Annotated in this window: 11 protein-coding genes; all 11 read right to left on the bottom strand. The window is 47.3% G+C overall.

The window, feature by feature from the left end; translation table 11 throughout:
* Positions 1-2 precede the first annotated feature (2 nt).
* Positions 3-1,445 carry an O-antigen ligase family protein gene (locus PPM_RS05820; RefSeq protein WP_013369819.1) on the bottom strand — a complete coding sequence of 481 codons (1,443 nt, stop codon included), beginning with the start codon at positions 1,443-1,445 and terminating at the stop codon, positions 3-5.
* A gap of 5 nt (positions 1,446-1,450) precedes the next feature.
* Entirely contained in the window at positions 1,451-2,221 is a 771-nt protein-coding gene (locus PPM_RS05815) for a WecB/TagA/CpsF family glycosyltransferase (protein ID WP_014599532.1), read from the bottom strand.
* 4 nt (positions 2,222-2,225) lie between these two features.
* Positions 2,226-3,563, bottom strand: a complete 1,338-nt coding sequence (locus PPM_RS05810) for an O-antigen ligase family protein (RefSeq protein ID WP_013369817.1) — start codon at positions 3,561-3,563, stop codon at positions 2,226-2,228.
* A 10-nt stretch (positions 3,564-3,573) separates the two neighbouring features.
* Positions 3,574-4,509, bottom strand: coding sequence for a glycosyltransferase (locus PPM_RS05805; RefSeq protein WP_013369816.1), 936 nt, complete (start codon positions 4,507-4,509; stop codon positions 3,574-3,576).
* Positions 4,509-5,207: a sugar transferase gene (locus tag PPM_RS05800; protein ID WP_013369815.1), complete on the bottom strand. Its 699-nt coding sequence runs from the start codon at positions 5,205-5,207 to the stop codon at positions 4,509-4,511. The genes PPM_RS05805 and PPM_RS05800 overlap by 1 nt, the downstream gene beginning before the upstream one ends.
* A gap of 16 nt (positions 5,208-5,223) precedes the next feature.
* On the bottom strand, positions 5,224-6,114 hold the full coding sequence (gene galU / locus PPM_RS05795) for a UTP--glucose-1-phosphate uridylyltransferase GalU (protein ID WP_170973153.1): 891 nt from the start codon (positions 6,112-6,114) through the stop codon (positions 5,224-5,226).
* 41 nt (positions 6,115-6,155) lie between these two features.
* Positions 6,156-6,794: a CpsD/CapB family tyrosine-protein kinase gene (locus PPM_RS05790; protein WP_013369813.1), complete on the bottom strand. Its 639-nt coding sequence runs from the start codon at positions 6,792-6,794 to the stop codon at positions 6,156-6,158.
* Positions 6,778-7,521, bottom strand: coding sequence for a YveK family protein (locus PPM_RS05785; RefSeq protein ID WP_013369812.1), 744 nt, complete (start codon positions 7,519-7,521; stop codon positions 6,778-6,780). Before PPM_RS05785 ends, PPM_RS05790 begins: the two co-directional genes overlap by 17 nt.
* A 276-nt stretch (positions 7,522-7,797) precedes the next feature.
* Positions 7,798-8,442 carry a response regulator gene (locus PPM_RS05780; RefSeq protein ID WP_013369811.1) on the bottom strand — a complete coding sequence of 215 codons (645 nt, stop codon included), beginning with the start codon at positions 8,440-8,442 and terminating at the stop codon, positions 7,798-7,800.
* Positions 8,443-8,558: 116 nt separating this feature from the next.
* Entirely contained in the window at positions 8,559-10,196 is a 1,638-nt protein-coding gene (locus PPM_RS05775; protein ID WP_013369810.1) for a sensor histidine kinase, read from the bottom strand.
* 321 nt (positions 10,197-10,517) lie between these two features.
* Positions 10,518-15,116, bottom strand: a complete 4,599-nt coding sequence (gene gltB / locus PPM_RS05770) for a glutamate synthase large subunit (protein WP_013369808.1) — start codon at positions 15,114-15,116, stop codon at positions 10,518-10,520.
* Positions 15,117-15,255: the final 139 nt, after the last annotated feature.

Below are 15,255 nucleotides of genomic sequence, written 5' to 3'. Positions count from 1 at the left end.
CTTTACCTTCTTTCCGCGATGACATCTTTTGCCCATAGTCCTATTCCGATCATCATCCAGATCAAATAGCCGCGCATACCGGGGAAACCATTATCCGATATGAGACTGGCTACAGCTCCGGCCCATGTAGCCAACGCCAGTCTGATATAAGGCTGACTGGAATTCCGTTCGGCAATACGGACGAGAAGGCGCTTGATGATAACGATCAGACCACCGAAGAAAAAGAATGCTCCGCAAATACCGAAGGTGAGGAAAATGGCAATATATCCATTATCCATAATCCCAAGTTCACCGAGATCGCCGCCGTTATCAAGCTTGGTTCCGATTCCTACACTCCCGATCCCCTGCCCGACCGGATTGCTAGTAATCGCCGGAAGCATTGTATGCAGTAGATCCAAACGTTCATTGTACGAATGATCCTGTTGAATATCTGTCAACGTCTGCATGCGAGCCACCAAACCTTCTGCCCCCGGAAGTTTTGGAACGATGATGTAGAGAAGAAGGCCGACGATAGCAAGTTGAAACAGAGTCTTCCACTTTCCTTTGGAGGATGAGCTGAGAATGTAAGCCAGCAACATGACGAATGCAATCAGCCAGGCTGAACGTACGAGCGTGACCAAAAGACAAACAACTGTTAGCAGGACTCCAATCCATCCCAAAGTGCCTCGCCACCGTTTCTCCATCAGCATCGGTACAAGTGCCATTGCCAGGAAAATAGCGCATGGGCCGGGCGAGTTCATGGAAGAAAACACTCTGATTTGAAGCGGTTCTGGCATCCCAATGGAATTCATTTCCACATGATTCATCCAAAATGCATCCCAAGGAGGCACCGTCAAGTACTGAATAATGCCGTATATCGCTACAAGAACAGCAATGTTGGCGTATGAATACAGCAGTCGGTCCAGCTCCTTTGCTTTCATTGGCTTAATCGCAAGATAAGGCAATAGAAGCAATGGAACCACATAATTGGCCAAATCATAAGCAAAAACAATACCATTTTTGAATAACCCGACCACACTTCCGTAGGCCAATTCTATGCCGAAAAATACAGCAATTCGGGTTAATGGCTTTTCCGCCAGATGAATACCCCGCAGCACAGGAATGATCAGCATGCTGCTTACCAGCAGCGGCGCCACGCTCAACAAGGAAACCGAGTGATACGTTCCCTCCAACCAATCTGCAATGCGGCGGATTTCCGGGCCTACTGCCCACACCACCAGTGTGTAAGAAATCAGTAGCCGTGATTGCAAGATCGCCAGCAGGAAGGCCGGAAAAACGATCGCCAGCAATATGGCTCCCTGCTGGCTCGTGGTGGGATTCATCTTGGCGCTGACAAATCCGATGGCGAGTGGCAGCATACAAGCCAGCACCCCCATACCAATCATGCCGATTCCACGCCGACTTCCTAGCCAGAAGGAAATCTGCTGATCTGCCAACCGACTCATGTTTCTCACCCCTGGCCTCCCTTCATCCGCTTCCGCTTGAACATCTCTTTAAACAGCAGAACGAGGAACTGGGAATCCTCAATCAAATATCTTTTCCACAATCGTTTAGGCTCCTGAGACAACCTCCAAAACCATTCAAATCCTGTCTTCTGCATCAGCTCCGGTGCTCTCTTTACATTCCCCGACAGGAAATCAAAGGTCGCTCCCACCCCAATCGAAACTGGAGCGCGGTAAGTCTCATAATATCTGTAAATCCATTTTTCCTGCTTTGGTGCTCCTACACCTACAAAAACGATGTCTGGGCGAGCCTCTTGGAGCAACTGGATAATGTATCTGTTCTCCTCTTCGTTTTTCTCAAAGCCATAAGAAGGAGAATAGCAGCCCACCACATTCATGTTTGGATAGGATTCCTGGAGATTAAGCATAGCCTTCTCAGGAATACCGTCAGCTGCACCCAGAAAAAATAAACGATAGCCTCGATCCTCAAATGCCTCTCCCAGCCGGGTGAACAAATCGGAGCCTGACACCTTTTGTTTGAGGGGCTTTTTCAGTAACTTAGACGCCCAAATGATAGGCATTCCATCAGCCACTACAGCTCCGGCATCCGAATATACCTTGCGGAATTCATCATCCTTGCGAAGCTTGATCACATGATCGACATTACAGGTCAAAATGTAGGAATGACGCTGATGCTCAATAGAAGTATCTATAAATTCGAGTAGATCATTAAAATCGTAATTATCAAAGTTGACATCGAACATGTTCACTCTGCTCATCGTATCACTTCTCTTTGCGAAAATCGGTTTGAGTAGATGTTTGGTATAATGCATTCAAATACCAGCAAAACGGAATAATCATCTGAACCGTCGACAACGTATTATCTGAAAACGAGTAGATCAAAAAACCTGCAATTAAAGTTGCAAAATAAGGTTTAATAGACTTGGCAAGTGACCGGTAAATAAGAGCGAACACAATCAGTAATGAAAGCATTAAGAGCCCGCAACCGATATATCCGGTATCAAAATAAAAGCGTATATACTCGTTATGCGGTACAACAAAACCATTGAATAAAGTCCCGTCGTTCGCAACCGTTACCGCGCCAAGTCCTCTGCCTGACCAAGGGTAATCATGTACTCTGTTCAAAAAATATTCCCATGCCTCCGAGCGTCCCGATAGGTCAATGCCTGTGTCGGTCTCCCGTTCGAAGGAGCGTTTTTTTAAATTGTTCCATTGCAGGGCCACCGCCCCCAGAGCAACCAAAAACGATCCGGCCAGCGGTAGCAAATAATTGACTTTTCCCTTGAGGTATTGACGGGCAATATCAAACAGATACACAGCAAACATTAATAACAATGCCAGAATCGGCCCACGTGTACCGGTGGCGATCAGGATTAAAAAGTTCAGTGCCAACACCGTGTAATAAAAGGCAGCTTGCCTAGGTTTGCGCTTGACCTCAATCAGCGAGACGGCAATTCCGAGAAAGGAGAGCATTGCCAAATGCGGCGGTATATTCGCTCCTTGTACTCTGACTGCGCCCGTAAATTCCACATCCGTAAATGAATGCAACCCTAAAACCTGCAAGCCTAATCCAATGACCACACTAATAATCGGCAACAGGCTGATCAACCGAATATGCTTTTCCGCCACATCCTTTTTCCACTGGATCAGTAAAAAAAAGAAGGGCAGTGATAGTCCCACGAACGCCTTGACGGCAATCGAGGTCGTTAACAAAGGCAGCCATGCTGAAAATCCAAATGTAATCCCCAGCATGATCACCAATGCCCAGACTGGATAGCTGAACTTGAGACGAATGCCATATACGAGCATGCAAGGCACTAGCAGAGCCAAGATGCCCAATTTGTACAATGACAATATCTCAATGCCGAACACGCCACCCTGATACAGAGAATCGACCGAGACCGCTGTGCTTAGCAAAACTGCATAGCTGATGCGCTCTGGATGATGGATAGAGACAGCCAACAAAAGCAGTAAGCATACCGCTGCAATACTGACCACAGGTTGATAGGTAGCTGCAATTCCTACAGCAAGAGCGCCTAGTAGAAAAATAAAAACATGCTGTATGGTGTTTATTCTGGAAGTCCAAGGATAGTTACTCATGTTCAATCTTTCACCCCGCAGCTGACTCGCTTTTCCGGTTGCGCAGTGTATCCAGCGTTCCGCGGATATTTTCAAGCCTGCACCGGTTCAACAGCTTCCTGCCCTCAGTACGTGCCAGCAGGGAATCCACCGTGATGTATAACACTTTGGCTGCCACTTTTGCCATCAGCATCGCGTTGCCGCGCAGACCTGCAGCCTGAGCAGCATTAGACATACCCTGACAATAGTAGCGATTCATAATCCATTCTCTCGTTAAGCGTGAAGCCGGAACAAAATGTTCTACAGCCATGTGTGGATGATACATAATCGTTCCACCATTTTTACGGATTTGCTCGAATACCCACGATTCTTCACCAGATAGTAGGATATCTCCCTTTCTGCCCAAGTGAAGCGGGAACATGACGGCGGCGAAAGCCGTTTTGCGCATAGCCATATTCGCTCCAAATGGATTCAGTCCCGCCGGATATTCACGAACGGATTTCCCCAAATCAATAATCGTGTAAGGCAGTTCAAGTGGCCCTGTCAACCAGTTCGGCCGTTCCGTTTCAAACTTAGGATCAATTTTCCCACCCATAGCCGTCAGCTCGGGATTGTTCCCAAAGGCCGACATAATCGTTTGCAGCCATGTAACACACGGAATTGCATCATCATCCAGAAAAGCAATGACGTCTGCTTTTGATAACGTAATGCCGGCATTACGAGCGGCAGACAGTCCTTGTTCGCGCTCATAATGATACCGAAGATGAATGTCTTGGCCATGTGCAACGGTAAATCTTTTGATCGTTGCTGCTGTATGATCGGTAGATCGATTATCGACCACAATGATCTCAGCCAGTGCAAGGTCTTCCAGCTTCAGCAGAGACATTAACGTTTTCTCCAGCAGGTCCGCCCGGTTATAGGTGCAAATAACGACGGACACTGCGGGACATCGCTTAAATGCATCCATCAGTAAGCATCCTTGGAGAACAGCATCTTAACGCCTGTTTTCATGATAATTTTCAGATCGAGCCACGTATTGCGAACATGAATATACTTCAAATCCATTTGCACCATTTCTTCGAAGCCTACACTGTTACGTGCGCTCACCTGCCAGTAACCCGTACATCCCGGCGTTACAATCAGACGCTGCTTGTCATAATCGGAGTATTGCTCAACCTCGCTGGGCAACGGCGGGCGCGGACCGACTAAAGTCATATCTCCAACCAACACATTCCACAGCTGCGGAATCTCATCAATACTCGTCTTGCGTAGAAAACTGCCAATTTTCGTGATCCGAGGATCGTTTTTAATTTTGAACATGGCGCCGCTCACTTCATTCAGCTCCATCAAGTCCTTTTTCAGTTCCTCGGCATTGGACACCATTGAACGGAATTTATACATATCGAATAACTTCTCATTCTTGCCCACCCGAGTTTGCTTGAAAAACACACTTCCCTTTGGGTCTTCGAGCTTAATCAGAATGGCCACCACTGCAAACAGCGGGAGCAAGACGATTAAGCCCACGAAAGACAGCAGCATATCAAGGAGGCGTTTTGTGACCAGGTAGGACGTTTTATCCTGAATTTGTGTATTTCCGTATGGCATGTAAAACGCTTTACCTGACATGACAGCCTCGCCATCCTCCGGTAAATTTTCCATGCTCATGCTGACGTACCTCCTCTCAACCCACTGTGGTTGCTTTCTCGGTCTTTTTCAGCCATTCATTCATGGCCTCCATAACCGGATACTTCAAATCATCGCTGGCAAGTGCAAATTCAAGAGTGGTTAAAATATATCCAAGACGTTCACCTACGTCATAACGCGTGCCTTCAAAGTCATAGGCGTATACGCGTTCACTCTGATTCAGCTTTTGGATCGCATCCGTCAACTGAATTTCGCCGCCAGCTCCTTTTTCCTGAAGATCAAGATATTTGAAAATTTTCGGTGAGAACACATAACGACCCATAATAGCCAGATCGGATGGGGCTGTGCCTGGAGCCGGTTTTTCAATAAAATTATTCACTCGGTACAATCGTCCGTCCTGTTGGTCCGGTTCAATGATGCCATACCGGTTCGTGAATTCCTGTGGTACCCGCTGCACGCCGATCACAGAATTTTGTGTTTCCTCATATTGATCCATCAGCTGGCGCAGACAAGGTTTTTGACCTGTTACGATATCGTCGCCCAACAGCACACCAAATGGCTCGTCCCCGATAAAGCGTCTTGCGCACCACACCGCATGTCCCAGACCTTTCGGTTCTTTCTGGCGAATGTAATGGATTTCCACTCCCGAAGAACGCTGTACTTCCTCCAGAAGCTTCAGCTTACCGTCCTCGAGCAGCTTTGATTCCAACTCAAATGCGTTGTCAAAGTGGTCCTCAATGGCACGTTTACCTTTACCCGTAACGATAATAATGTCCTCGATACCAGAAGCAATCGCTTCTTCCACGATATATTGAATCGTAGGCTTATTGATAATCGGAAGCATTTCCTTAGGCATTGCTTTGGTAGCAGGGAGGAAGCGCGTTCCCAATCCTGCTGCTGGAATAATGGCCTTTTTCACTTTTTTCATCATCGCACTCATTCTCCTTGCTTCATCGAATTTGGTGTTGCTTACTTCACCTGATTCATCACAATTCCAACCAGCGTCGCGCTAGCCTGCTCCATGAGTTGCTTTGTTTTGCGTAGATCTTCCCGTTTGGTCCGGCCATGCTTGGCAACGAGAATCACACCATCCGTCAAGCCTGCAATCAGACGAGCATCCGTATAATTCAGCGCTGGCGCCGAATCAAGTAAGATGATGTCATATTCACGTTTAAGCTCTTCCATCAGCTCTGCCATACGTTCGCTACCGAGTAAATCTGCTGCGTTATACAGACTGTCCCCACCAGGAACAACCGATAGCTCCAGTCCACCATGCCTAACGATAGATTTGGAAGAAGCCCCACCGCGCAAATAAGCCGATAGACCTCCGGTATTCTCCATACCGAATATCTCGTGCAGCGCTGGTCTATGCAGATTGCAATCCACCAGAGCCACCTTCTTGCCTTCTTGAGCAAAGGAAACTCCGATGTTGGCGATCATTGTTGTTTTTCCCGCTCCGCTTTCCGGCGAGGTTAACAAAAGAACCGTCCCACGGTCCTTTTGCCCGATCACCTGCTGCCGGATGTATGTACGGAGGGATCGAAATGATTCCGAGATATACGATGATGGATTACTTTCTGTAATCAACATGTCATTCAATCGCAGCATATTTACGCTCCCCTACCCGTTCTTTGGAATTTCCGGCCACTCCATCGATGTCCTTCTTGCGAATGACGGGAATCGATGCAATTACAGGAATGCCGATGTCTGCATCCGCTTCTTTTTCCGTACGTAGCGTGCCGTTAATGCTTTCCAGGAACACAATCGTGCCCAGCGCAATCATCAGCGATACGAGAAAACTAATCGCAATATTCATGAGCGGATTCCCATTAATCGGGTCAGGATTGGCCTGCGGGTCCGCTTCATTTAAAATTTTCACATTATTTAATTCCATCAATCCAGGAACCGTCTGCACGAATTTCTGGGTTACTGCGTTTACAACCGCTGCGGCCTGAGGATAATTCCCTGCCTCAAACGTCAAGCCAATCACCTGACTTTTATCCGAGGATTTAATCTGCAGCTTCTCTGCCAACTTTTGCGACGTCAAATTGAACTCAGGATGAGTCGCTACCACAGCGTCCATAATTTTAGGCGAAGTGAGAATTTGCTTGTAGCTTTCCACCAAATTAAGACTTGTGTTGACGTCATTCAGATTGTTACTCCCCTGCTTGGCGGAAATATGATTAACCAGCAGTTGGCTTGAAGCGGAGTAGACTGGCTTTACGACATTGTCGCTCACAATGTAAGTCGTTACGCATGAGAGAATGACAAAAATCGCAATCAGCCACAATCTTTTTTTGATTAGGACTAGATAATCCAATATGGTTTTCTCCACAAAAATCCTCCCTCCCACACAATTTCTCTTCTTATTTTAAGTATGATCTAATTGTAACAATCCGTTGTATAGACGACATGGAACCGAACGGCACTTTCTCCCTCACTACAGAGGAAGGGGGATGTATACTTTTGGACACGGCATGGTATACTTTTGTACCATACTTTGTCGATTATGGTAAATAGAAATGAAAAAATCCTCAAAACCACCAAAGTTGGTGATTTTAAGGATTTCTCTATGCCACTTGCATATGAAACTACTGCGTAGCTTATGGGGTTAGCGCATCATCATATTGGTTGGCTCGTACTTCGCTAGACCAATCGCATTGGCATATAATGCTGCCTGCGTACGATCTGCCAGTCGCAGCTTGGCCAAGATCTGACTGACATGCTTTTTGACGGTGAACTCACTGATAAATAAACGGGATGCTATTTCACGATTGCAAGCCCCTTGCCCCAGCTCGACCAGCACTTCTTTTTCCTTTGGTGTCAGGTCGTCCGTGAGATTGCCCGCATCTTCACGTAGCTTATTTTCGAGAATAGCCGGATCATAATATTTGCGTCCTTTGTTGACAAGATGAATCGCGTAAATTAATTCCTCAGGCAAAGCCTCCTTAAGCACATAACCGTCTACAGAGGCTTCCTCCGCTTTCAGAAAATCTTCACGTGTTGCAGAAGAGGTCAGCAAAATAAATTTGCTTCTGAACCCGCGTCCGCGCGCTATCTTGATAATATCCAGACCTGATTCATCAGCTAATTTCAAATCCAGCAGCACCAAATCTGGATCCGTTTCCTCGATCACTGCAAGTGCTTCCTGTTGATTCTGGGCCTCTCCCGCGAACTGAACGTTAGGCTGCATGGATATAACCGCAGCGAGTCCTTTCCGTACTAAAGGATGATCATCGACAATGACAATTTTCATGATTCGGCCTCCTGTCTACAGTTCAGGATTTGCATAATCCCTATGTATCCGATTGTTACCGCAGATTTTGTATTGCAGAATGTTCACACATTGTATTCAAGGATTTTGCAAAATCCTCATTCATAAGCATTTACCGGAATGGACAATCGAATCTGTGTTCCCTCTCCGATTCGACTTGAAATATCAAATTCGCCTCCCATCGATTGAGCTAAATATTCCATATTCATCATGCCCAGGCCCCCGCCTGCACTGACCGCCTCACCTCCTGCTACCATTCTCGCCGTCTCAAACCCTACTCCGTCGTCATGAATAGACAGTCTAATCACTTGGGGCGTCAATTTTAACTTCACATCAATTCGCTTGGCCAATCCATGACGGATTGCGTTCCCCGCCGCTTCGGAAATGATGCGGAACAAAGCCTTTTGGTACAAATACGGAAGTGAATAATGATCACCGTGGATGTCAAAATCAATTTGTACATGGTTCAGCTTGGAGAGTGTATGCAGATGACTTTTCACCGTACCCAACCAAGTTGAGCCTCCGCTTTTTTTCGAGCTTAGGCTATGAATTGCCCCCTTCAGCTCTCTAACCGCTTGATTGGCCGATTGCTGAATTAAATCAATTTGCTCCTCCACCTGCTCCTTAGGCTGATGGCACCAAGTCTGCCGGAGAGAATGGGTTGCGTACACAATACCAAAAAGACTTTGTGAAACATTGTCATGCATTTCATTTGCAATCCGGTTCTGCTCATTCGTCACAATCAACTGATTCTCAATGCGCTCCAGCTCATAGCGTTCCAAAAACACAGCACTCAGCTCAGCTAAGAATATCAGTTGTTGCACAAGCCAGCGTCTTCCTGTCAAACTCTGATCCGGTCCCAGCTTGAGGCCAATCGTCGCTACAAAGCGGGTCGTCATCGGTACGGTGATCATGAGAAAGTCGCCCCATTCCGGCAGATGTCTGAAAAATGGTTCGCGCTCTTCCCTGAACTCCTCCCGGTAATTCTCCAGTTCTTCGAATAGCTGCTCCTCTTCTTCTACCGTCCAGCCTGTCTGGCTGCTTGCCGGTGCATCTTCCTCCTGACTATCCAGCCAGAAAAATGCACGGCTCTGCTTGGTTAGCTTGACAGTGTAATCCGAGATGACCTGACCCAGATTTAATGCCTCATTATGGCTGGTCGTCTCCATGATGTGATAAATCGACTTGATATGATCCATCGTCTCATTGGCTTGTTCTTTAGCCACCTTCAGTTCGTCCTTCATGACGCGAATAACCTGCATTGCCATTGTGGTTACGATCAATACCAGAAACAGATTAATGTTCTGCAATATAAGATCCCACAAAAAATATTGACCTGGTGTAAAAAAGATATAACAAAATGTGAGCACCAAACCGATATAAGAAAGTAGGAGCGTCCAGCTGTACCTCATGGATAGATGAGCACAAGCTACCAGCATGGGAGTAATCACATACCATTTGAACGGGCTATTTATCCCTCCGGTCGGGAATAACAGCAAAATGATCCCTGCGGTTTCTAGTGCAATACTGCATTTCAATACCATATCATGAAGTCTGTATTTACGGTAAATCCAAGTAAATGCTGTAACGGATAAAAATAGAAAAACAATCAGTAATAGCTTCTGCCATACCATTAATCTAGATGTTTCGAACAGAAAAACAAGTGATGTTAAAGATAATGATACATAACGGTATAAAAAAATCATTTTGTCTTCTGCTGACTTCTTCAACTTCATCCTGTCACCCTATTCTGTGTTTTGAAGGGACGATGGGCATATTAGGTTTGTTTGCGTACTCTAAAAAAATCATAACCAATCCAAAAATAAATAACAAGACATAAACTCTTACGTAAACGGTTACATTCCAAAAAATTTGGTACTTTTTATAACATATTTACCGTTTCAGGAAAACATTTTGGGGGTAATGTCAGAATTTATGACGTTTGTCAAGGTAATAAATCACATTTTTGTTAGCCTGAAAAAAGGACTTGCTGGTACCGCCGTGACTATAACAGCGGTGTTCAGCAAGTCCTTTTAGTGAATTTGGCGATCTGCTTTTTAGCCCCCGGTACGCGCCAATTCACGCATATTGGCTTCAAATGCTGCCAGTAGAGCTTCATCCCCGCTCAAACCAGTCGCCTCTTCTTTTTGAATCTGTTCAACCATACGCTTGTAATCCTTTGGAATCACCCGTACAAATTGCTGAATCGCAGTCTGCCATTCATCCAAAATACGTTGTCCCGCTTCACTACCCGTGTAAGTGACATGGCGCTGGATCAAGCCGCGCAAATCTGCTGTTTCTCCAGGATCTTCCACATCTTCCAGCAACACCATTTCCAGATTACAACGGCTCAGGAACGTCCCCTCAGGATCATAGACGTATGCAATACCTCCGGACATCCCGGCTCCAAAGTTCCGTCCGGTTCCACCCAATACAGCTACACGTCCGCCCGTCATGTATTCGCAGCCATGATCACCAACGCCCTCAACAACAATACGTGCGCCGGAGTTCCGAACAGCAAAGCGCTCGCCTGCGATTCCGTTAATATAAGCTTCACCGCTGGTCGCTCCATACAAGGCTGTATTTCCGATGATAATGTTCTCTTCTGCCTTAAAGGTCGCTTTGTGAGATTTCTTTACAATAACTTTACCACCAGATAACCCTTTACCGACATAATCATTGCTATCGCCTTCCACGCTCAACGTGATGCCTTTCGGAATAAACGCTCCAAAGCTCTGACCTGCCGATCCAATGAAGTTAAAGCGAATCGTATCCTCAGGCAGACCTGCCGCCCCATACTTACGTGTGACCTCGCTGCCCAGAATCGTACCTACTGCCCGATTCACGTTTGTAATAGGCAAGGTACCCTCTACAGGCGTTCCGCTCTCCAGTGCCTCCGCAGCCATCGGTACAAGCTTCAGCATATCGAGTGTTTCTTCCAGTCCGTGGTTTTGACGTTGTACGCGGTAACGTACACTTCCGTCTTCCAACTCAGGAACATGCAGCAGCAAGCTCAGGTCTACACCCTTCTTCTTCCAATGCGAATCGGCGTTCACGGTATCCAGACAATCCGTACGGCCAATCATTTCCTGAATCGTGCGGAATCCCAGCTCCGCCATAATTTCACGGACATCTTCTGCGATGAAACGCATAAAATTCACCACATGGGCAGGATCACCCATATAATTTTTGCGCAGCTCCGGATTCTGCGTAGCCACACCAACCGGACAGGTGTCCATTTGGCATACCCGCATCATAATACAGCCCAACGCTACGAGCGGCGCTGTTGAGAAGCCGTATTCTTCCGCACCCAACAGGGCAGCTACTACCAAATCACGTCCAGACAGCATTTTGCCGTCTGTCTCCAGCACCACGCGGTCGCGCAGGTTGTTCAGCATGAGCGTCTGATGCGTCTCAGCCAGCCCTAGCTCCCAAGGCATACCCGCATGGCGGATGGAGCCTTGCGGGGAAGCGCCTGTACCACCGTCATAACCGCTGACCAGAATAATGTCAGCACGGCCTTTGGCTACCCCTGTAGCAATCGTGCCCACGCCTACCTCCGATACCAGCTTTACGTTAATGTCAGCACGTGGATTGGCGTTTTTGAGATCGTAGATGAGCTCTGCCAAATCCTCGATAGAATAAATATCGTGATGCGGTGGTGGCGAAATCAGGCCTACTCCTGGCGTGGAACCGCGTACCTCGGCGACCCAAGGATACACCTTGCGTCCTGGCAGTTGCCCACCTTCACCCGGCTTCGCGCCTTGTGCCATTTTAATCTGAATTTCGTCGGCATTCACCAAGTAGTTCGACGTTACACCAAATCGGCCAGATGCCACCTGCTTGATCGAACTGCGACGTGAATCGCCATTAGCATCCGGGGTAAAACGCGCAGGGTTCTCCCCGCCCTCGCCCGTGTTGCTTTTGCCACCGATTCGATTCATTGCAATCGCCAAATCTTCATGCGCTTCCTGGCTAATGGAGCCGAAAGACATAGCTCCTGTTTTAAAGCGACGCATAATCGATGCAGCAGATTCCACTTCATCCAGCGGCACAGGCTCACCAGCAGGCTTCAACTGAAGCATGGAACGAATCGTCAAATGTTGTTCAGATTCACCCTGTACCAGCTTGGTGTACTTCTTGTAAAGCTCGTAGTCTCCCGAGCGAACCGATTGCTGGAGCAAATGCACCGTTTGCGGGTTAAACAAATGCTCTTCTCCATCGTTGCGCCATTGGTATTCACCGCCCGAATCGAGCACCTTATCATTGCCGTCCTTATCCGTGAAAGCACGGTTATGGTGGGCCAGCGCTTCCATCGTCACTTCCTCCAGACCAATACCGCCAATGCGGGAAGGTGTCCAGGTGAAATAACGATCAACAAACTCCTGCTTCAAACCTACAGCCTCGAAAATTTGCGCTCCACGGTACGACTGAATCGTGGAAATACCCATTTTGGACAGTATTTTAACGACGCCCTTGGTTGCCGCTTTAATATAATTTTTAACTGCCTTTTCGTGCGAGATGCCGCGCAGCAAGCCTTGTTGAATCATGACATCCAGCGTTTCAAACGCCAGATACGGATTAACCGCACTCACACCGTAGCCCAGAAGCACCGCATAATGGTGAATATCTCTTGGCTCTCCGGATTCCAGCAAAATGCTCACACGTGTGCGTGTACCCTGCTTAATCAGATGGTGATGCAAGCTGGATACAGCTAGCAACGCCGGAATGGCTGCATTTTCCGCATCCACTCCACGGTCAGACAGAATCAGAATATTATGACCTTTGTCAATGACACGGTCAGCTGCCTCAAACAGTCCTTCCAGCGCCTTGTATAAGCCCTCAGCACCTTCTTTTGCTTCAAAGAAGATCGGAATGGTCATGGATTTGAAGCCTGGACGGTGTACGTGACGAATTTTGGCAAATTCTTCATTAGACAACACCGGTGAATCCAACCGAATCTGACGACAGCTTTCCGGTTCTGGGTGCAGTAAATTGCGCTCTGGTCCAATCGTCGTTGCAGTTGACGTCACTATCTCTTCGCGAATGGCGTCAATTGGCGGGTTGGTAACCTGAGCAAACATTTGTTTAAAGTAATTGTACAAACGTTGCGGACGGTCAGACAATACCGCCAGTGGAGCATCATACCCCATTGAGCCAATCGGTTCCGCACCTGTAAGTGCCATCGGCTCCAAAAGTTTGCGCAGTTCTTCAAACGTATACCCAAAAGCGAGTTGCAACTGATTTACATTTTCATGCTTCGGCTCTGGCTGCTCCAGTGCTTCAGGTAGATCATCCAGATCAATCAAATGCTCATCCAGCCACTGCTGATAGGGTTCTTCGGATGCGATACGCTCCTTTAACTCTTCATCAGAAACGATGCGGCCTTCTTGGGTATCCACCAGTAGCATACGCCCTGGACGGAGACGATCCTTATAAAGCACATTTTCAGGAGCAATATCCAATACACCCGCCTCAGATGACAGTGCGATCAGATCGTCCTTGGTCACATAGTAACGTGCAGGACGCAGGCCGTTGCGGTCAAGAATCGCCCCGATTTGGATACCGTCTGTAAACGCCATCGCAGCAGGTCCGTCCCACGGTTCCATCATGGTGCTGTGATATTCATAAAATGCCCGCTTCTTCGGATCCATGGTTTCATGCTTGTTCCAAGGCTCAGGCACCATCATCATGGCTACATGAGGAAGCGAACGGCCACTCAGATACAGAAACTCCAGCGTATTATCAAACATGGCTGTATCCGAGCCATCTGGGTTGATGACAGGTTTTACCTTCTTGATATCGTTACCAAACGCTTCACTTTCAAACTGTGCCTGACGCGCATGCATCCAGTTTACGTTGCCACGCATGGTATTAATTTCACCATTGTGAATCATAAAACGATAAGGATGCGCACGATCCCAGCTCGGGAACGTATTTGTGCTAAAACGGGAATGGACCAGCGCAATCGCCGATGTCACTCGCTCATCCTGCAAATCCAGATAAAATTTGCCTACCTGCTCGGTTGTCAACATTCCTTTGTATACAACCTTGCGACATGACAAACTTGGAATATAGAACGACTCACCATTCATATCCTCTTGGTTATAGCGAATAGCAAGCTCTGCACGTTTACGAATGACATACAGTTTCCGTTCAAAGTCCAGCTCTTCCTTCAAATCGCTACTGCGGCCGATGAATACCTGACGCACACCTGGTTTAGCTGCTTTTGCCGATTTACCCAGCATTTCGTCATAAGTTGGAACATCGCGAAAGCCCAAACAGTTTTGACCTTCGTCCATAATGATTTCTCTGAGCTTCTGCTCATGCATCTCACGAACTTTTGAATCATTGGATACAAAAAGCATGCCTACGCCATAATGTCCGGCCTTTGGCAATTTGAAGCCCAATCGCTCTGCTTCCTCTTGGAAAAACAAATGAGGAACCTGAATCATGATCCCTGCTCCGTCACCGGAGTTTGGTTCACTTCCCTGACCGCCCCGATGCTCCATGTTTACGAGCATGGTCAAAGCCTGACTTACAATATCGTGCGATGGTTTTCCCTTGATGTGGGCAACAAAGCCCATGCCGCAGGCGTCTTTTTCGAATTGGGGATCATATAGTCCCTGTTTGGGTGGTAAACCTGTCTGTCTCATGGAACGCAACCTTTCTGTTATAAAGTCATGCTGGCCTGAAATACAGGCGGCCGAATAGAAGACAGTGGCAACAAGAGGTAAATCAAAGAACAACTACGAGGAATGGGGGACAAAAACATAAAACGTATTCAAGGCGGTA

The sequence above is a fragment of the Paenibacillus polymyxa M1 genome (assembly GCF_000237325.1).
GTDB lineage: Bacteria > Bacillota > Bacilli > Paenibacillales > Paenibacillaceae > Paenibacillus > Paenibacillus polymyxa_C.
The sequence above is the reverse complement of the archived record's forward strand: the minus strand, read 5'-3'. Positions and strand labels throughout refer to the sequence as shown.

Bases quoted from the DNA above. Each gene is read 5' to 3' on its own strand.
- PPM_RS05810 (WP_013369817.1), bottom strand. From the start codon at position 3,563: ATGAGTAACTATCCTTGGACTTCCAGAATAAACACCATACAGCATGTT.
- PPM_RS05780 (WP_013369811.1), bottom strand. From the start codon at position 8,442: ATGAAAATTGTCATTGTCGATGATCATCCTTTAGTACGGAAAGGACTC.
- galU (WP_170973153.1), bottom strand. From the start codon at position 6,114: ATGAAAAAAGTGAAAAAGGCCATTATTCCAGCAGCAGGATTGGGAACG.
- gltB (WP_013369808.1), bottom strand. From the start codon at position 15,116: ATGAGACAGACAGGTTTACCACCCAAACAGGGACTATATGATCCCCAA.
- PPM_RS05790 (WP_013369813.1), bottom strand. From the start codon at position 6,794: ATGCTGCGATTGAATGACATGTTGATTACAGAAAGTAATCCATCATCG.
- PPM_RS05800 (WP_013369815.1), bottom strand. From the start codon at position 5,207: ATGAGCATGGAAAATTTACCGGAGGATGGCGAGGCTGTCATGTCAGGT.
- PPM_RS05805 (WP_013369816.1), bottom strand. From the start codon at position 4,509: ATGGATGCATTTAAGCGATGTCCCGCAGTGTCCGTCGTTATTTGCACC.
- PPM_RS05815 (WP_014599532.1), bottom strand. From the start codon at position 2,221: ATGAGCAGAGTGAACATGTTCGATGTCAACTTTGATAATTACGATTTT.
- PPM_RS05820 (WP_013369819.1), bottom strand. From the start codon at position 1,445: ATGAGTCGGTTGGCAGATCAGCAGATTTCCTTCTGGCTAGGAAGTCGG.
- PPM_RS05775 (WP_013369810.1), bottom strand. From the start codon at position 10,196: ATGAAGTTGAAGAAGTCAGCAGAAGACAAAATGATTTTTTTATACCGT.